We start from the raw sequence: 17433 nt of genomic DNA on the forward strand, positions 1-17433 counted from the left end.
TTCACGCGGAGAAGTCACGTGTCGAAATCTTCCTGTCCTTCCTCAGGCCTGCCCGTTGGGCGTGGCCTGATTTATCTCATCGTCGCCGGAACGGCCTGGGGCACCGCGGGAGCGGTCGCCTCTCTCACCTTCCTGGCCAGCGATCTCGGGCCGCTGGCCCTGTCCTTCTGGCGTTGCGCCGGTGGGCTGGTGCTGCTCGTGGCCGCGCGTGCGGTGCACCGGCGCCGGGTGGTCGCGGCGGTTGCCGCGCCCGTCGAGCCGGGTAGGCGGCGGCTGATGCGCGTTCTTGTCACCGGCCTGGGGCTCACGGTCTTCCAGAGCGCGTACTTCGCGGCCGTGCAGGCCACCGGGCTCGCCGTCGGGACCGTCGTCACCATGGGCGCGGGGCCGGTGCTGATCGCGCTGGGCGCGCGGCTGACCATGGGGGAGCGGCTGGGCCGCGCCGGGGTGCTCACCGTGGTCGGTGCGGTCGTCGGGCTCGCCGTGATGGTGCTGGGCAGCGGGGACGCGTCGGTGCGACCCGTCGGCGTCTTCTTCGCGCTGCTGTCAGCGGGCGGGTACGCGGCGATGACCCTGCTGACGCGGCGGCTCGGGCGGGACGGGGGCGGCGCCGATCCGTTCCATACGACCGCGTGGGCGTTTGCCATCTGCTCGCTGTGCCTGCTGCCGTTCGCGGCTGCCGAGGGGCTGCTGCCGCACACCGCCGATCCGGAGCGGGTGGTGTGGCTGCTGGTGTACATGGCCACGGTGCCGACGGCGCTTGCGTACGCCCTTTACTTCGCCGGGGCGGCGGTCGTCCGGTCCGCGACCGTGTCGGTGATTACGTTGCTCGAACCGGTGAGCGCCGCCGTCATCGCGGTTGTCCTCCTGGGTGAGCGGCTGGCGGTGGCCACCGTGGTAGGGACGTTGTTGCTGCTCGCGGCGGTGGCGGGGCTCGCGGTCGCGGAGGCGCGGACGGCGGCGCTGGGGCGTAGGGCACAGGTGGTTCTCGCGTAGCGGGGCGGGGGCGGGGTGGGGCGGTTTTCTCCTCACCCCGCCCCTTCCCGCCCCGGCCCTCAGGCGCAGGCCGCGGATGCCGGACGGAATGCGGCCGTACGGTGCTTCGCCGACAGCGGCGGGGGCCGAACCGCCCTCCGGCTGGAAGTGGGCCACCTGGCGGTTTCAGCAGGTCTGCCTATTCCGACGGGTCGTCCACGAGGTGGGCCGTGGACGGGGGGTCGCCCGGGAGTCCGTTCACCGCCGGCTGCCCGAAGTCGTGGACGGCGAGGATGAGTACGGTCGGCCTGCTCAGAGGGTGGTGAGGTAGTCGGGGAGCGTGATGGCCGGGTCCAGGTCCGCTGCCGGGATCGGGGCGCCGTAACCGCGCGTCAGAGGGACCACGCCCGTCCAGTGCGGGAGCGAGGCGTCCTCGGGCTCGTCGTTGGGGCCGCCGGTGCGTACCTTCGCGGAGACCTCCTCCAGGTCCAGGCGGATCACGGCGGTCGCCGCGAGCTCCTTGGTGTTGGCCGGGCGCGAGTCGTAGGAGCGGCCGGGGACCACGTGGTCGACCAGTGCGTCGAGGGCGGTGCGGCGCTCCGCCTCGTCGATGACCTCGTGCGCGATGCCGTGGACCACCACGGAGCGGTAGTTGATGGAGTGGTGGAAGGCGGAGCGGGCCAGGACGAGCCCGTCGACGTGCGTGACCGTCAGGCAGACCGCGAGGCCGGGGTCGGCCTGGCCGGCCATGCGCAGGGGGCGCGAACCTGTGGAGCCGTGCACGTAGAGGCGCTCACCGACGCGGCCGTAGAGGGTCGGCAGGACCACGGGAGCGCCGTCGCGGACGAAGCCCAGATGGCAGACGTAACCCTCGTCGAGGATCGCGTGCACCTGCTCGCGGTCGTACGACGCGCGTTCCCGGGAACGGGTGGGGACCGTGCGCTCGGAAGGCGCGTAGGAGGTGGGCTCCGTCATTGGAATCTCCATTGTATTAGTGCATAATGGTCTTTGTGCTAGGAGACTATCGGATCAGTGGGCGGCGTGCATCTGAGATCGCCGCGAGTGTGGAGCGTGCGGTCGGTTCCGGGGAGCTGGAGCCCGGGCAACTGCTGCCACCAATGAGGGAGTTGGCGGGGGAGCTGGGGGTCAATCCGAATACCGTCGCGGCCGCGTACCGCACCCTGCGGGAACGAGGGGTGATCGAGACCTCGGGGCGCCGGGGCAGCCGGGTGCGTCCGCGGCCGGCCAGTACGGCGCGGGAGTTGATCAGGGTCGACGTACCGCCCGGTGTGCGTGACTTGAGCGAGGGCAATCCTGATCCGGCGCTGCTGCCGCCGCTGCATGACGCGTTCGCGGCCGCGGTACGGCACAACGCGCGGCGGCCGGGGTTGTACGGACAGGAGGCCGTGGACGGGGACTTCGCGCGCCTCACGCGGGCCGCGTTCGACGCGGACGGGGTGCCGGGCGGTCCTGTCGCCGTCACCTCGGGATCGCTCGACGCGATCGAGCGCGTACTGGCCGCGCACCTGAAGCCGGGCGACGCGGTCGCGGTCGAGGATCCGGGGTGGAGCAGCCTGCTCGATCTGATTCCCGCGCTCGGGCTGAGCGCCGTACCCGTCGCGCTCGACGACGACGGGCCGCTGCCGGGTGAGGTCGAGCGGGCGCTTCGTGGCGGGGCGCGGGCGCTCGTGGTCACCGACCGGGCGCAGAACCCGACCGGTGCGGTGGTGAGCGCCGCACGGGCGGAGGAACTGCGCCGGGTTCTGGCGGCGTATCCGGGAGTGCTGCTGATTGAGGACGATCACGGGCACGCCATTGTGGATCTTCCGGTGCATCCGCTCGCGGGCGTGACGGACCACTGGGTGTTCGTACGGTCCGTCGCGAAGGCGTACGGGCCGGATCTCCGGCTCGCCATGATGACCGGCGACCCGGTCACGGTGGACCGGGTGGCGGGGCGGCAGCGGCTCGGGCCGGGGTGGGTCAGCCGGCTGTTGCAGCGGGCGGTTGTCGATCTGTGGGAGGCGGGGGCCGTGGATGTACGGGCCGTCTCGCGTGCGTATGGCGAGCGGCGCGACGCACTGGTGCGGGCGCTGGCGGAGCGGGGGGTGGAGGCGCACGGGCGCAGTGGGCTGAATGTGTGGGTGCCGGTGGCGGACGAGACGGGGGTGGTGGCGCGGCTGCTGCACTCGGGGTGGGCGGTCGCGCCGGGTGCGCGGTATCGGATGGCGGCGGGGCCGGGTGTGCGGGTGACCGTTTCGGCGATTGCCCCGGCCGAGGTCGGGTCGGTCGCCGACGCTGTCGCTTCGGCGGCGGGGCCGGCGCCGGGTGGGCGACGCCATGGGTGAGGGCCACGCGGGCTGGTGGCGCTGCCCCGGGCCCCGGTCCTTATGCGCCGGACGGGCGGGATGCGGGGCGCGGCCGGGATCGGTCAGGCCTGCCAGGGTGCCCCGGACGCCCGTCCGCGCGCTTCAGTTGCCGCCTCGGGGGCGGCTCTGGGTCAGGGCCGCCCCCGCCAGGACTACGAGGGCGCCCACCGGGGTGTTCCAGCTCAGATGTTCATCCAGCAGGGTCACGCCCGCGACTGTGGCGATGACCGGGATGAAGTACGTGACCATCTGCGCCGTCGTGGGGCCGATCTCCGCCACCAGGCCGTACTGGAGGAGCATGGCCAAGCCGGTGCCGAGTGCGCCGAGCGCCACCACCGCGAGCAGCGGCACGACCGGGAACGAGGTCGGCATGGTGGTGAACAACGGGGTCACCAAGGCGAGTTGGACCGTACCCAGGAGAAGCTGCGCGCCCGTCATGGACAGGGCGGAGTTGCCGCTGCCCGCGAGCGTACGGCGCAGGTAGATCCAGCCGATCGGGTAGCTGAGGGAGGCCAGCAGCGCCATCGCCGTACCGCCGAAGTCCAGGCCCGAGAAGCCCTGCCACGCGCCCAGCACGGTCAGTACGCCGATGAAGCCGATGCCGAGTCCCGCGACGCGGCGGCGGGTCGGGCGGTCCTCGGAGAAGGCGACCACCGAGAGCGCCATGCCCCACAGCGGCGAGGTGGCGTTGCAGATGCCGGCGAGCGTCGAGGGGATCGTCAGCTCGGAGTACGCGAAGAGCGAGAACGGCAGGGCGTTGAGGAAGAACGCGGCGACGGCGAGATGGCCCCAGGTGCGGGCGCCGCGCGGCAGCCCCACCCGCTTCACCGCCATCGCGGCGGCGAGGACGGCCGTACCGAAGAGCAGTCGCCCGAGGGTCACTTGGAAGGGCGCGTACGCCTGCGTGCCGACCTTGATGAACAGGAAGCTGAAGCCCCAGATGAGCGCGAGCACCGCGAACCGGATGCGCCAGTCCAGGGCCGGGTGGCGGACGGGCGAGGGAAGGGCGTCGGCGACAGCGCCGGGGGCGGGGGCGGGCAGTACGGCGCGGGGTGTGGACGTCGAGCTCATGGTGGTAACCCTGGCCCGCTCAACTTCGTAGCACAAGCGAGATTTCATGGAGCGGATCGCTTAGCATCGCTTACATGTTGAATTTGGAGCGCCTGCGTACGCTCGACGCCCTCGCCCGGCACGGCTCGGTCAGCGGCGCGGCCGAGGGACTGCATGTGACGACCTCCGCCGTTTCGCAGCAGATGGCCAAGCTGGAGCGCGAGGTCGGCCAGCCCCTGCTCGCCAAGAACGGCCGCGGCGTCCGCCTCACCGACGCCGGGCGGCTGCTCGCCGACCACGCCGCGCGCATCCTCTCCCAGGTCGAGCTCGCGCAGTCCGACATCGAGGCACAGAGCGGGCGGGCCGTCGGTGACCTCACTGTCGCCGCCTTCCCCACGGCCGCGCGCGGCCTGCTGCCGTCGGCCCTTGCCGCACTTCGGCGCGAGCATCCGCAACTGCGGGTGCAGATGCGGGAGCTGGAGCCCGCCGATTCGGTACGCGGGGTCGTGCGGGGCGACTTCGATCTCGCCGTCGTACTCGACTGGTACAACAGGCCGCTCTCCATGCCCGACGGGCTCGCGAAGCAGGAACTGCTCCACGACCCCGCCGATGTCGCCATGCATGTCGATCATCCGCTCGCGGGCCGCACCACCGTGGATCTGGAGGAGTTCGCCGACGACGACTGGGTCACCTGGGCGGAGGGGGAGTTCTGTCACGAGTGGCTGATGTTCACGCTGCGCGGCAAGGGGGTCGAGCCCCGGATCGCGCATGTCGCCGAGGAGCACGCCACCCAGCTCGCGCTGATCGCCGAGGGGCTCGGGGTGTGCGTGGCGCCGCGACTGGGGCGCGGTCCTGTGCCGGAGCGGGTCCGCGTCGTACCGGTGCGGCATGCGATGCGGCGGCACGTGTACGCCGTCTGGCGCGCCGACGCGGACCGACGACCTTCCATCCGTGCGGCGGTCGACGCGCTGTGCGCGGCCGGCGCGGCGGTTGTCAGCTGAAGGCCGGCCCGGGTGGCGTCGGCGGGGGCTCGGGCCCCGGGCTCAGGAACCGCCGAGCTTGCGGAAGTCCCAGGACGTCACCGCGTCGGGTGTCAGCCGCAGCCAGGCGTGCCGGCCGTCGTGCGGCATCTGCGTCATGCCGAAGTACTTCGGGGGGAACAGCCGCTCCGGTACGTCGAGTTCGGGGCACGGCTCGCCCGTGCGCGGCGCCTCGCCCACGAAGACGGCGGTGCCGGAGAGCTCGATGCCGCGCAGCTCGCCGTACTCCACGCCGTCGTCGACCACGACGGCGAGCCGGGCGTCCTTGCGCAGCTGCGCCCAGCGGCGGCTGCGCGTGATCGAGTACAGCCACAGCGAAGTGCCGTCCCAGACGAACCACAGGGCGCCGACGTGCGGGGTGCCGTCCGCCGAGACCGTCGCCACCCGGCAGGTGCGCTGCTCGGTGAGGAAGGCGTCCCGCTCGGCGTCCGTCATCATGATGCGGCGGCCTCTGCGCTGAATGGCGGTCATGGGCGTCCGTCCCCTCCATGGCTTCATGGCTTCATGGCTTCGCGGTTTCTGACTTGGTGTCAGAAATCATGGGGTCTCTTCCCTCATCGCGCAATGGCCGTTAACCTCGCGCGCTCAGACCCGAGGAGGAGCCTTGCCGTCGTACGAACAGCTCGTGGAGCAGCTCGATCCGGCGACCACCGTGCTGCTCACCGTGGAATGCCAGCAGGGTGTCGTCGGTCCGGACAGCGCCCTTCCCGAACTCGCCGAAGAAGCCCGTTCCTCGGGGGCCCTGGTACGCGTCGCGCGGCTGGTCGCCGGAGCGCACGACGCCGGGGTGCAGGTGCTGCACGCGGTGGCGCAGCGGCGTCCCGACGGGCGCGGCGCCGGCCACAACGCACGGCTGTTCCGCGCCGCCGCACGGCTGCCCGTACAGCAGCTCACGGGAACGACCGCGGTGCGCGTCGCGGAACCGATCGAAGTCGCGGACGAGGACCTCGTCGTACGGCGGCTGCACGGCCTCTCGCCGCTCTCGGGAACGGACGTTCCCGCACTGCTGCGCAACCTCGGCTGCCGCACCCTGCTCGTCACGGGGGTCTCGGCCAATGTGGCGATTCCCAACGCCGTCTTCGACGCGGTCAACCTCGGCCACACGGTCGTGGTGCCGTCGGACGCCATCGCGGGAGTGCCTTCGGACTACACCCCCGCGATGATCCGCAATACGCTCGCGCTCGTCGCCACGATCACCACGACCGACGCGGTGCTCACCTGCTGGAAGCGCCCGCGGCGGGTCAGGCGAGGGTGATCGAGTCGCCCTCGACCTTGATGGCGGCGGCCGGAAGCGGCGCTTTCGCCGGGCCGCCCTTCACGCTGCCGTCCGTCGCGTCGAACATGCTCCCGTGGCAGGGGCAGTTGATCATCCCGTTCGCGACGTCCTTGACCGCGCAGCCCTGGTGGGTGCACTTCGACGAGAACGCCTTGAACTGCCCCGCCGTGGGCTGGGTGACGACCAGCCCCTTGTCGGCGAAGACCTTGCCGCCGCCCTCCGGGATGTCGGCCGTCTTGGCCAGAACCGCGCCCGCGCCGGCGCCGCCACCACCGCTGCCGCCCGCCTCGCCCCCGCCGCCCGCGGGCTTCTCGGCAGCGGTACCGGCCGGGCTGTCACTGTCCGATCCACCGCAGGCCGTCAGCGCGGCGGCGACCCCGGCCGCACCCACCGCGGCGACGACCGTACGGCGGCCGAACAGCCGCCCTGTCTCCTGAGATCCCGTCATGCGGCACTCCTCTTCGACGACTGGCTACGTGATGTTGTACGCGGGAGCGGACCCCGGTGTTCAGCACCCGAGCGATTTCTTCAGGAAGTCGAGTTCCAGCAGCAACAGGGTGTCCGCCACACCTTCCTTGGTAACGAGGTGACTCGCTCCCGGGAGCGGCAGGACGCTGTGCGGCCGCCCGGCCGCGAGCAGCGCCGCCGAGAAGCGCAGCATGTGGGCCGGCAGCACGTTGTCGTCCGCCATGCCGTGGACCAGCATCAGCGGCCGGGTCAGCTTGTGGGCGTGCTCGACGAGTGAGCAGCGCTCGTAGTTCTCCGGAAGTGCGTCGGGGTGGCCGAGGTAGCGCTCCTTCCAGTGCGTGTCGTAGAGCCGCAGATCGGTGGGCGCCGCGCCCGCGACAGCGGCGTGGAAGACGTCGGGGCGGTGCAGTACGGCGGCGGCCGCCAGATAGCCGCCGAAGGACCAGCCACGGATCGCGACCCGCCCCAGGTCCAGGTCGGCGCAGTACGCGGCCGCCGCGTGCAGCGCGTCGACCTGGTCTTCGAGTACGGGCGTCAGCTGATCGCCGTGGATGCTCTTCTCCCACTCCACGCCGCGCCCGGGCGTACCGCGCCCGTCCGTCATCAGTACGGCGAAACCCTGCTCCGCCCACCACTGACCCACTGCCGTCCACCATGCCCGGGCCTTCACCACCAGTTGGATCCCGGGACCGGCGTACGGGCTGAGCAGGACCGGGAGGCTGCCCGTCCCCGGCTCGTGCCACGACGGGAGGAAGAGCAGGCTGCGCAGCTCGCGCTCGCCGAGGGAGAGGCGGACCGGCCGTGGCGTGACGAGCGGTTCCTCGGCGCGTACGGCGATGTGCCCGGCGGACTTGCCGTCGCGCAGCACGGTCACGGTGTGCCCGTCGGGCGTCATGCTGTCGAGTACGACCGTGTCGCCGCCGGCGGCGGCCGTGTGGACACCGGGACCCTCGCTCAGCCGGACGAAACCCGAGTCCGGTTCGTACGACCAGACATGGACCTCCGTCGGCTCGTCGCTCGCGGTGAACAGGACGCGCTCGCCCAGGGTGCACAGCACTTCGCGAACATTCAGTCCGGGCGGTGCGACGGCTCCGTGCCGGGCCGCCCTCAGGCCGCGGACGTCACTGCCCGGCGGTACGAACGCAAGGACGGGTGAACCGGTGGACGTGCGTGTGGGCGCTCCGGGAACGAACTCCAGCCATGCCGCGTCGCGCTGGCGGTGCAGCAGCGAGGTTTCCCCCGTTACGGGGTCGATGCCCATCAGGTACGCCGTGCGCTGGTCCCTCGTCTGAACGTTCATGGCCGGTCCCATGGAGTCCCACCAGGCCGTGACGAGATATTCGAAGGCCCCGTCCGTCCACCGGTCCTGCGCGTGGAGTTCCGCGTCGGCCTCGACAGGCATCCGTACCGCTACCCGCTCGCCGTCAACTCGTACGACGTGCATCGTAGTTTGGGCGTTGGCTGTTCCGGCGGCCGGATACGGGAACGACCGCGGTGCGTTCCCGGGATACGCCGGATCGCCGATGTACCAGCGCTGCACCATCGACGTATCCACGCGCGCGACGAGCAGGGCCTCGCTGCCCGGTGACCACCAGTAGCCGCGCATCCGGTCGAGCGATTCCGCCGCCACATGGTCCGCGAGTCCGTACGTCACGTCGGCGTTCTCGGGAACGGCGAGCGGCCGGTCCCCGGTGCCGTCGGTTCGCACGGTGCGCAGGGCGCCGCCGGTGACGTACGCGACGAGCGTTCCGTCGGGGGACGGCCGCGGGTCGACCACCGGGCCCGCCGTCGGGATACGGCGTGGGGTGGCTTCGCTCCCGTCCCCGTCCGTCCGTACGGTCCAGAGCTCGCCTCCGAGGGCGTACGCCACCACGAGGGCGTCCAGGTCGGTCGCGTACGCCACCACCCCCTGGGACGTCTCGCGGGCCCGCTCCCGGCGGATCCGCTCGGCCTCGGGAACGTCGCCGGCGCCCTCGGGCCCGGCGAGTATCCGCTCGCTCCCGTCCTCGTACAACCAGAGCCTGCTGACGGGGTCGTCGCCCGCGTCCGACCGTACGAACAGGACCCGTTGGCCGTCGGGCGAGACAGTGAACCGCCGGGGGATCCCGAGTGAGAAGCGGCGCGTACGGGCGAACTGGCGAGGAAAACCCTGGGCGTCCATGCGGGCACCCTAGGGGCGCGAATATGTGATCGAGAACCGCGCCGGTACGGCAGTAATCTGGGGAAATGCTCTCCGAAGTCACAGCGACCCGTTACGTCACGCCTTTGCGTGAGGGCGGCTCGCTCCCGGGGATCGTCGAGGCCGACGATCTCGGTACGTACGTCATGAAATTCACCGGCGCCGGACAGGGCCGCAAGACCCTGGTCGCCGAGATCATCTGCGGAGAACTGGCCCGCAGGCTCGGACTGCGCGTCCCCGAACTCGTCACCATCCAACTCGACCCGGTGATCGGCCTGGCCGAGCCGGATCAGGAGGTCCAGGAACTGCTCAAGGCGAGCGGCGGACTGAACCTCGGGATGGACTACCTCCCCGGATCGATCGGGTTCGACCCCCTCGCGTACGAGGTGGACCCGGCCGAGGCGGGCCGGGTGGTGTGGTTCGACGCGCTGATCAACAACGTCGACCGCTCCTGGCGCAACCCCAACATGCTTGTCTGGCACGGCGATCTGTGGCTCATCGACCACGGCGCCACCATGATCTGGCACCACAACTGGCCGACCGCCCAGAGCGCGTCCGCGAAGCCGTACAACGCCTCGGACCACGTGCTCGCGCCCTTCGGCCCCGACATCGCGGCCGCGGCCGCCGAGCTGGCGCCGCTGGTCACCGAGGAGTTGCTGACCGAGGTCGCCGCCGAGGTCCCCGTCGAGTGGCTGGTCGACGAGCCCGGCTTCGGGAGCACCGACGCGCTGCGCCGCGCCTACGTCGACGCCCTGCTGCCGCGCGCCGCCACGATCCACGACCGGATCACGCTGAGCCCCCCGGCCAAGGGCAAGCCGTCGCAGGCCCCGGGATGGCTGACGGATCACCTGAAGCCGTGGCCGCACCCGACCAAGCAGGACAAGAAGGACGGCGCGCAGTGAACACCAAGCGGGATGTCTTCGAGTACGCGCTGGTGCGCGTGGTGCCGCGCGTGGAGCGCGGCGAAATGTTCAACGCGGGTGTGCTCGTCTACTGCCGCGCCAAGTCCTTCGTCGCCGCCAGGACCCACCTCGACGAGGCCAAGCTGAGGGCGCTCGACCCCGACGCCGACGTGGCAGGCGTACGGGCCGCCCTGCGCGCTGTGGAGGGCGTCTGCGGCGGCGGGGAGGCGGCGGGGCAGGCGGCGGGCGACGACGCGGGCCGGCGCTTCCGCTGGCTCATCGCGCCGCGCAGCACCGTCGTACAGCCGGGTCCTGTACACACGGGCCTCACGGCGGATCCGGAGGCGGAGGTCGAGCGTCTGCTCGACCTGCTGGTGCGGTGATCCGCGCGACGGATCGCCCAGGTCGTTCCTCGGGCCGTTGACACCGCGTGCCATGGCTTCTAGCGTCACGTCTGCTGAAGCTACTAAGCGGTTGCTCAGTGATCGGGTACTCACTCTCGGTCGACCTGGGCGCCGCATCCAAGGGCGAGGAGAACCAGCATGTCCACCACCGAGCAGCGTGTCGCGATCGTGACCGGGGCGGCGCGCGGCATTGGCGCCGCCACCGCGGTCCGTCTTGCGGCCGAGGGCCGCGCCGTCGCCGTACTCGACCTCGACGAGGCCGCGTGCAAGGACACCGTCGAGAAGATCACCGCGGCGGGCGGCACGGCGCTCGCCGTCGGCTGTGACGTCTCCGACAGCGCCCAGGTCGAGGCCGCCGTCGCGCGCGTCGCCGCGGAGCTCGGTGCGCCGACGATCCTCGTGAACAACGCGGGTGTCCTGCGCGACAACCTGCTCTTCAAGATGAGCGAGTCCGACTGGGACACCGTCGTGAACGTGCACCTCAAGGGCGCGTTCCTGATGGCCAAGGCCTGCCAGAAGCACATGGTGGACGCCAAGTTCGGCCGTATCGTCAGCCTCTCCAGCAGCTCGGCGCTCGGCAACCGCGGCCAGGCGAACTACTCCGCCGTCAAGGCCGGTCTGCAGGGCTTCACCAAGACCCTCGCCAAGGAGCTCGGCAAGTTCGGCATCACGGCCAACGCCGTCGCGCCCGGCTTCATCGTCACCGAGATGACCGCGCAGACCGCCGCGCGCGTGGGCATGGGCTTCGAGGAGTTCCAGGCCGCCGCCGCCACCCAGATCCCGGTGCAGCGCGTCGGCACGCCGGACGACATCGCCAACGCCATCGCCTTCTTCACGGGCGAGGACGCCGGTTTTGTCTCCGGCCAGGTCATGTACGTCGCCGGCGGCCCGCTCAACTGACGAGGGACTGAAAAACATGGCTGCTGAGGCAGAGGTACGGGACAGCGGGAAGGTCGCGCTCATCACGGGCGCGAGCCGCGGAATCGGTTACGGCGTCGCCGAGGCGCTCGTCGCCCGCGGCGACCGGGTGTGCATCACCGGGCGCAATGAGGACGCCCTCAAGGAGGCCGTGGAGAAGCTCGGCGCGGACCGGGTGATCGGCGTCCCGGGCAAGGCCCACGACGAGGCGCACCAGGGCATCGCCGTCGAGCGCACCATGGAAGCGTTCGGACGGGTCGACTTCCTGATCAACAACGCCGGCACGAACCCGGTCTTCGGGCCGATCGCGGAGCTGGACCTGGGTGTCGCCCGCAAGACGTACGAGACCAACGTGATCTCCGCTCTCGGGTTCGCGCAGCAGACCTGGAAGGCGTGGCAGAAGGAGAACGGTGGGGCGATCGTCAATATCGCCTCCGTCGCCGGCATCTCCGCCTCGCCCTTCATCGGCGCGTACGGCATGAGCAAGGCCGCGATGGTCAACCTGACCCTCCAGCTGGCGCACGAGTTCGCGCCGGGCGTACGGGTCAACGCGATCGCGCCCGCCGTGGTGAAGACCAAGTTCGCCCAGGCGCTCTACGACGGCCGCGAGGCGGAGGCCGCCGCGGCGTACCCGCTGGGACGGCTCGGCGTTCCCGAGGACATCGGGGGAGCGGCCGCCTTCCTCACCTCGGACCAGTCGGACTGGATCACGGGGCAGACACTCGTCGTGGACGGCGGTATCTTCCTGAACGCCGGCGTCCACTGAGTCGTTTTACTCCATTTTTACTCTGGATATGCTGGATTACGCCCAAGCGCCCTGCCGGGTCTGCCCGTTGAGTCGGCAGGGCGCTGCGGTATGGTCTGCCGACCCATGGCTGATCGAGGAGCGTGCACGTGTTCAACCGGACCAGATGTCTGCAGTCCGCTGCAGCCCTTGTGTCCATATCCCTGCTGACGACCGGCTGCGGGATGCTGTCCAGTGATCAGTCCGACACGGAGCAGAAGCTCGCTGTCGGTACCACGAGCACGCCCAGCACACTCGACCCGGCCGGCGCATGGGACGGTTCCTGGGAGCTGTACAGAAACGTCTTCCAGACGTTGGTGAGCTACCCCACAGGGAGCACCACACCTGAGCCCGACGCCGCCGAGAAGTGCTCCTTCACGGACAGCTCGAACCAGGTGTACACCTGCACGCTCCGCGAGGGCCTCACCTTCTCCGACGGAACGGCGCTGGACGCCAAGGCGGCGAAGTACTCGATCGACCGGATTGTCGCGATCGGCGAGAAGGGTGGCCCGAGCGGGCTTCTCTCCAGCCTGGACAAGGTGGAGACGAGCGGCAACCGGAAGATCACCTTCCGGCTGAACAAGCCGGACGCCACCTTCCCGTTCGTGCTCGCGACGCCCGCGATGTCGATGGTGAGCCCCGCGGACTACCCGAAGGACAAGCTCCGCACGGGCAACCAGCTGACCGGTTCGGGCCCGTACAACCTCGCGTCGTACCAGCCGGAGAAGATGGCCGAGCTCGTGAAGAACCCGAAGTACGAGGGGTTCGCCGATCTCAAGAACGAAGCCGTCACCATCCACTACTACAAAGACTCCGCCGTGATGGTGGACGCGCTGAAGAAGAAGGAGATCGACGCGACGTTCCGCGGTCTGACCGCGGAGCAGGTCATCGATCTGGAGGGCCAGCCCAAGGAGAAGGAACTCCAGGTCGTCGAGGCGGTCGGCGCCGAGATCCGCTACCTGGTGTTCAACCCGAGGGACCCCTCCGCGCGCAAGCCCGCCGTCCGCCGGGCCATCGCCCAGGTGGTCGACCGGGGCGCCCTCGTGGACAAGGTCTACAAGGGCACCGCCGAGCCCCTGTACTCGATGATCCCGAGCGGCGTCGCCGGTCACGCGACCAGCTTCTTCGACACCTACGGTGAGCCCAGTGTGCCGAAGGCGCGGAACATTCTCGCCGAGGCGGGCATCACCGAGCCGGTCCCGCTGACCTTCTGGTACACCTCGGACCGGTACGGATCGGCCACCGCGCTGGAGTTCGCCGAGCTGAAGCGGCAGCTGGACGCGTCCGGGCTGTTCAAGATCACGCTGAAGCACCGCCCGTGGAACGAGTTCGCCAAGGGATACCAGAAGGGCGAGTACCCGGTGTTTGGCCGCGGCTGGTCCCCGGACTTCCCGGACCCGGACAACTTCGTCGCCCCCTTCGTCGGTGAGAACAACGCCGTCGGTACGCCGTACGACACCCCGGAGATCACGGCCAGCCTGCTGCCGAAGACGCGGCAGGAGAGCGACCGGGCCGCGGTGGGTGACCAGTTCGGGCGCGCCCAGGAGATCCTGCTGGAGGACGTTCGTCTGCTGCCGCTGTGGCAGGGCAAGCTGTACGTCGCCGCCTCCGACGAGATCGCGGGCGCCGAACGCGCGCTGGACCCGCAGACGATCATGCAGGTGTGGCAGCTGCACAAGAAGACCAGCTGGTAGGAACCGTTGTCAGTGGCCGCGGGTAGGTTCTTTGATGAAGAACTGATCGTTTACCGGAGGTTGTTGACGTGACCGACACCGACATGCTGCCCGAGTCCTGGCGCGGCGTCCTCGGAGACGAGCTGCAGAAGCCCTATTTCCAGCAGCTCACCGAATTCGTCGAGAAGGAGCGGGCGAACGGGCCGGTCTACCCGCCGCGCGAGGAGGTCTTCGCCGCCCTGGACGCCACACCGTACGACCGGGTGAAGGTCCTGGTCCTCGGCCAGGACCCGTACCACGGCGAAGGGCAGGGGCACGGGCTGTGCTTCTCGGTGCGGCCGGGTGTCAAGGTGCCTCCGTCCCTGCGGAACATCTACAAGGAGATGAACGCGGAGCTGGGCACCCCGATCCCGGACAACGGCTATCTGATGCCGTGGGCCGAGCAGGGTGTCCTGCTGCTCAACGCCGTACTGACGGTCCGGGCCGGCGAGGCGAACTCCCACAAGGGCAAGGGGTGGGAGACGTTCACGGACGCGGTGATCCGCGCCGTGGCCTCGAGGCCCGACCCGGCGGTCTTCGTGCTCTGGGGCAATTACGCCCAGAAGAAGCTTCCGCTGATCGATGAGGAGCGGCACGTGGTGGTGAAGGGCGCGCACCCTTCGCCGCTCTCGGCGAAGAAGTTCTTCGGGTCCCGGCCGTTCACGCAGATCAACGAAGCGGTGGCGGCGCAGGGGCACCAGCCCATCGACTGGACTGTGCCGAACCTCGGCTGATCTGCCCGATCAGCTCAGGTCGTAGCTGAAGGTGTACGGGACGGACGGCTCGCCGTGTCGCGCGGTGTAGCCGCCCGTCCCGCTCAGCCCGGCCAGAGCGCCGGTCCCCGAGCCCGGTACCACCTCGAAGGCGCAGTGGACCGTGCCGTCCTCGCCGAAGGTGCCCCGCTCCTCGACGGCGAACGTCCCCTCGCGACCGTCCACGGATCCGCTGAACAGCTGGTGACCGGCGAAGACGCCGGTCTTCCCGGTCACGTACGCGATGGAGTACTCGCACGTGGTCCCGGCTGCCTCGATGGCGCCGGTGAAGGTGTTGGTGACGGTGGCGCGGGCCAGCTTGGAGGCCTCGTCCGTCCCGGCGACCGGGGTCTCGTCCCAGTTGGCGAAGGTGAAGCTTCCGGTGGCCTGTGTGGGCATGGAGGTTCCTTTCAACAGCCGGCGCGACACATTCGCGCTCCTGGGAACCAGCATCCGGTCCGTACCTGACACCTTCTGTCAGGTACGCGGGCAGACTTGGCCCATGCGCGCCGACCGACTGCTCTCCCTGCTCCTGCTGCTGCAGAACCGGGGCCGGATGACGGCCCCGGAACTGGCCGCCGAGCTGGACGTCTCCGTCCGTACCGTCTACCGGGACGTCGAGGCGCTCGGCGCGTCCGGGGTGCCGGTGTACGCCGACCGCGGCCCGGCCGGCGGCTACCGCCTGATGGACGGCTACCGCACCCGGCTGACCGGCCTGACGAGTGACGAGGCGGGATCGCTGCACTTCGCCGGCATGCCGGCGGCGGCGGCCGAACTGGGCCTCGCCGCCGACCTCACCACGGCGCAGCTCAAGTTGGGCGCCGCACTGCCCGACGGCCTCGGTGAACGCACCCGGCGCGTCCAGGAGCGGTTTCACCTCGACGCCCCCGCCTGGTTCCGGGACGCGGACCCCGCGCCGTACCTCGCCGAGGTCGCCGGGGCGGTCTGGCGGCAGCGGCTGCTGCGGGTCCACTACCGGAGCTGGCGCGGCGACGTACACCGCCAACTGGGGCCGCTGGGCGTCGTACTCAAGGGCGGCAACTGGTATCTCGTGGCGGACGCCGGGGAGTCGGTGCGTACGTACCGGGTGTCGCGGATGCTCGCGGTGGAGGCACTGGAGGAGAGGTTCGAGCGGCCGGCCGGGTTCGATCTGGCGGCGTACTGGCAGGAGAGCGCGCGCCGGATGGAGGCCGGGGTGCTGCGGGGCGAGGCCCGGCTGCGGGTGTCACCGCGCGGCCTGAGGCTGCTGCCGGTTCAGTTCGGGGCGGCCGGGTCCCAGGCTGTACGGGAGGCGGGGCCGCCGGACGAGGAGGGGTGGGTCGAGACCGTGCTGCGCGTCGAGGCGCTGCCTGTGGCGCTGGGGGATCTGCTGCGGCTGGGGCTGGAGGCCGAGGTGCTGGGGCCGCCGGAACTGCGCGCGGAGGTCGCCCGTACGGTCACCGGCCTGGCCGAGCGCTACCAGGACGGTGCGGCCGCGCGCCCGAGCCTGAGCCGGATTGTCAGTGGCGGGGTCTAGCGTCGAGATCGTCGGGATTACTGGTCTTGCGTGCGGCGGGCGACAGGAGAACAAGGTCATGGAGCAGCAGGAGACGTCCGAGGACGTCACGATGACGCGGATCGGGCAGGCGATCATGCTTCTCCACGCAGGTGACCGCGAGGAGGCGCGCAACCGCCTCGGTGAGCTGTGGGCGGAGATCGGCGAGGAGGGGGATCCGTTCCACCGTTGCACGCTCGCGCACTATATGGCGGACACGCAGGACGACGCGGGGGACGAACTGGCCTGGGATCTGCGGGCGCTGGCCGCCGCCGACGGGCTGACCGACGAGCGGGTGGCCCGGCACGATTCATCGGTCGCGGTGCGCGGGTTCTATCCCTCGCTCCATCTCAACCTTGCCGCCGACTATCTGAAGCTGCACCGTCCGGACGCCGCGCGCACCCATCTGGGGCGGGCGCGGGCGGCGTCGGATGCGCTGGGGGACGACGGTTACGGGGACGGGGTGAGGGCGGCCATCGACCGACTCGAGCGAAGGATCGCGGACGCGGGCTGATCAATGTGCGGCCGCCTCGCGTGCGTCAACGCCCGTACGTCTCGCGGCAGATGCGGGCCTGGGCGCTGTCGTGCTGCCAGCCGCCGTATCCCTCTCCGAGCGCGCATACGTCGGCTCCCGCTCCCGCGGCGGGAGCAGGCAGGGACGGGAGGACGCGCGGCACCGGTACGGCGGTTCTGGGGGGTGCGGGGGCGGCGGGCGCGGGCCGTGCGGGGGCCGGGGCCGGAACTGCGGCTGGGCGGCGGGGTGGTGCGGGCGCCGCGGGGCGGCGTACCTCCGGGGTCTCTCGCGGCTCGCCCCGGGGCGCGGCCCGCTTGGACCGCGGGAGCGCGGCGTCCAGGACCTCGCGGGCGGGAGCCTGGATGATCTGCGGCTGTACGTCCTGGTCCCGCGAGAGCGGCGCGGCGTCCGCCGCCGGCACGGGGGCAGGGGGCGGACCGGGCTCCACGGCCACGCATCCGGTGACGGTGGCGGAGGCGGCCGAGACCGCCACTCCCAGGAGGATCTTCGCTGTGGTTCTCGTTCGGTGCACGCGGGCAACTTTGGTGGGCGCGGGGCG

19 protein-coding genes and 1 pseudogene are annotated in these 17433 nt (G+C 70.8%); 12 read left to right on the plus strand and 8 right to left on the minus strand.

What is annotated here, in order from left to right; genetic code table 11:
• Positions 1-18 precede the first annotated feature (18 nt).
• Positions 19-996, plus strand: a complete 978-nt coding sequence (locus tag ABZX79_RS23730) for an EamA family transporter (protein ID WP_355261085.1) — start codon at positions 19-21, stop codon at positions 994-996.
• Between the two features lie 60 nt (positions 997-1056).
• Here the strand turns inward: ABZX79_RS23730 and ABZX79_RS23735 are convergent.
• A pseudogene (locus tag ABZX79_RS23735) lies at positions 1057-1204 on the minus strand (FMN-binding negative transcriptional regulator); the annotation flags it as partial.
• Positions 1205-1287: 83 nt separating this feature from the next.
• The gene (locus tag ABZX79_RS23740) at positions 1288-1950 is read right to left on the minus strand and encodes a pyridoxamine 5'-phosphate oxidase family protein (RefSeq protein ID WP_355261088.1); all 663 of its coding nucleotides are present in this window, start codon (positions 1948-1950) and stop codon (positions 1288-1290) included.
• Positions 1951-1985: 35 nt separating this feature from the next.
• On the opposite strand from ABZX79_RS23740, the gene ABZX79_RS23745 reads away from it, so the two are divergent.
• Positions 1986-3320, plus strand: a complete 1335-nt coding sequence (locus ABZX79_RS23745; RefSeq protein WP_355261091.1) for an aminotransferase class I/II-fold pyridoxal phosphate-dependent enzyme — start codon at positions 1986-1988, stop codon at positions 3318-3320.
• Between the two features lie 123 nt (positions 3321-3443).
• On the opposite strand, the gene ABZX79_RS23750 is transcribed toward ABZX79_RS23745, so the two are convergent.
• Positions 3444-4412, minus strand: coding sequence for a DMT family transporter (locus ABZX79_RS23750; protein WP_355261094.1), 969 nt, complete (start codon positions 4410-4412; stop codon positions 3444-3446).
• Between the two features lie 74 nt (positions 4413-4486).
• Here ABZX79_RS23750 and ABZX79_RS23755 point away from each other — a divergent pair, with 74 nt between their 5' ends.
• Positions 4487-5392 carry a LysR substrate-binding domain-containing protein gene (locus ABZX79_RS23755; RefSeq protein WP_355261097.1) on the plus strand — a complete coding sequence of 302 codons (906 nt, stop codon included), beginning with the start codon at positions 4487-4489 and terminating at the stop codon, positions 5390-5392.
• A 42-nt stretch (positions 5393-5434) separates the two neighbouring features.
• On the opposite strand, the gene ABZX79_RS23760 is transcribed toward ABZX79_RS23755, so the two are convergent.
• Complete coding sequence (locus ABZX79_RS23760) at positions 5435-5902, minus strand: pyridoxamine 5'-phosphate oxidase family protein (RefSeq protein ID WP_355261100.1); 468 nt, start codon at positions 5900-5902, stop codon at positions 5435-5437.
• A 133-nt stretch (positions 5903-6035) separates the two neighbouring features.
• Between ABZX79_RS23760 and ABZX79_RS23765 the strand changes: the two genes are divergently transcribed.
• Positions 6036-6686 (plus strand): isochorismatase family protein, encoded by a 651-nt coding sequence (locus tag ABZX79_RS23765; protein WP_355261103.1) that lies wholly within the window; start codon positions 6036-6038, stop codon positions 6684-6686.
• Here the strand turns inward: ABZX79_RS23765 and ABZX79_RS23770 are convergent.
• Both ABZX79_RS23770 and ABZX79_RS23775 read right to left on the minus strand, forming a co-directional pair.
• Positions 6673-7155, minus strand: coding sequence for a Rieske (2Fe-2S) protein (locus ABZX79_RS23770; protein ID WP_355261106.1), 483 nt, complete (start codon positions 7153-7155; stop codon positions 6673-6675). The two genes, ABZX79_RS23765 and ABZX79_RS23770, sit on opposite strands and share 14 nt — an antisense overlap.
• 60 nt (positions 7156-7215) lie before the next feature.
• Entirely contained in the window at positions 7216-9336 is a 2121-nt protein-coding gene (locus ABZX79_RS23775) for a prolyl oligopeptidase family serine peptidase (RefSeq protein WP_355261109.1), read from the minus strand.
• A 65-nt stretch (positions 9337-9401) separates the two neighbouring features.
• On the opposite strand from ABZX79_RS23775, the gene ABZX79_RS23780 reads away from it, so the two are divergent.
• From ABZX79_RS23780 to ung, 6 genes are all read left to right on the plus strand, one after another.
• Positions 9402-10256 carry a HipA family kinase gene (locus ABZX79_RS23780; protein ID WP_355261112.1) on the plus strand — a complete coding sequence of 285 codons (855 nt, stop codon included), beginning with the start codon at positions 9402-9404 and terminating at the stop codon, positions 10254-10256.
• Positions 10253-10639, plus strand: a complete 387-nt coding sequence (locus ABZX79_RS23785) for a DUF3037 domain-containing protein (protein WP_355261115.1) — start codon at positions 10253-10255, stop codon at positions 10637-10639. Before ABZX79_RS23780 ends, ABZX79_RS23785 begins: the two co-directional genes overlap by 4 nt.
• A gap of 159 nt (positions 10640-10798) precedes the next feature.
• A complete protein-coding gene (fabG, locus tag ABZX79_RS23790; RefSeq protein WP_214971524.1) occupies positions 10799-11560 on the plus strand; it encodes a 3-oxoacyl-ACP reductase FabG in 762 nt (253 codons plus the stop codon).
• A 16-nt stretch (positions 11561-11576) separates the two neighbouring features.
• On the plus strand, positions 11577-12344 hold the full coding sequence (locus ABZX79_RS23795; RefSeq protein ID WP_355261118.1) for an SDR family oxidoreductase: 768 nt from the start codon (positions 11577-11579) through the stop codon (positions 12342-12344).
• A 128-nt stretch (positions 12345-12472) separates the two neighbouring features.
• On the plus strand, positions 12473-14056 hold the full coding sequence (locus tag ABZX79_RS23800) for an ABC transporter substrate-binding protein (RefSeq protein WP_355261121.1): 1584 nt from the start codon (positions 12473-12475) through the stop codon (positions 14054-14056).
• A gap of 68 nt (positions 14057-14124) precedes the next feature.
• A complete protein-coding gene (gene ung / locus ABZX79_RS23805; protein ID WP_355261124.1) occupies positions 14125-14808 on the plus strand; it encodes a uracil-DNA glycosylase in 684 nt (227 codons plus the stop codon).
• A gap of 9 nt (positions 14809-14817) precedes the next feature.
• Here ung and ABZX79_RS23810 read toward each other — a convergent pair whose 3' ends face one another.
• The gene (locus ABZX79_RS23810) at positions 14818-15225 is read right to left on the minus strand and encodes a DUF3224 domain-containing protein (protein ID WP_355261127.1); all 408 of its coding nucleotides are present in this window, start codon (positions 15223-15225) and stop codon (positions 14818-14820) included.
• 103 nt (positions 15226-15328) lie between these two features.
• On the opposite strand from ABZX79_RS23810, the gene ABZX79_RS23815 reads away from it, so the two are divergent.
• Together ABZX79_RS23815 and ABZX79_RS23820 are read left to right on the plus strand one after the other, a co-directional pair.
• On the plus strand, positions 15329-16342 hold the full coding sequence (locus ABZX79_RS23815) for a transcriptional regulator (RefSeq protein WP_355261130.1): 1014 nt from the start codon (positions 15329-15331) through the stop codon (positions 16340-16342).
• 58 nt (positions 16343-16400) lie between these two features.
• A complete protein-coding gene (locus tag ABZX79_RS23820; protein WP_355261133.1) occupies positions 16401-16874 on the plus strand; it encodes a hypothetical protein in 474 nt (157 codons plus the stop codon).
• A gap of 25 nt (positions 16875-16899) precedes the next feature.
• Here the strand turns inward: ABZX79_RS23820 and ABZX79_RS23825 are convergent, their stop codons facing one another.
• Positions 16900-17406 carry a hypothetical protein gene (locus tag ABZX79_RS23825; RefSeq protein ID WP_355261136.1) on the minus strand — a complete coding sequence of 169 codons (507 nt, stop codon included), beginning with the start codon at positions 17404-17406 and terminating at the stop codon, positions 16900-16902.
• Positions 17407-17433 lie beyond the last annotated feature (27 nt).

Source organism: Streptomyces sp. NPDC002994, from assembly GCF_040611155.1.
Lineage (GTDB): Bacteria > Actinomycetota > Actinomycetes > Streptomycetales > Streptomycetaceae > Streptomyces.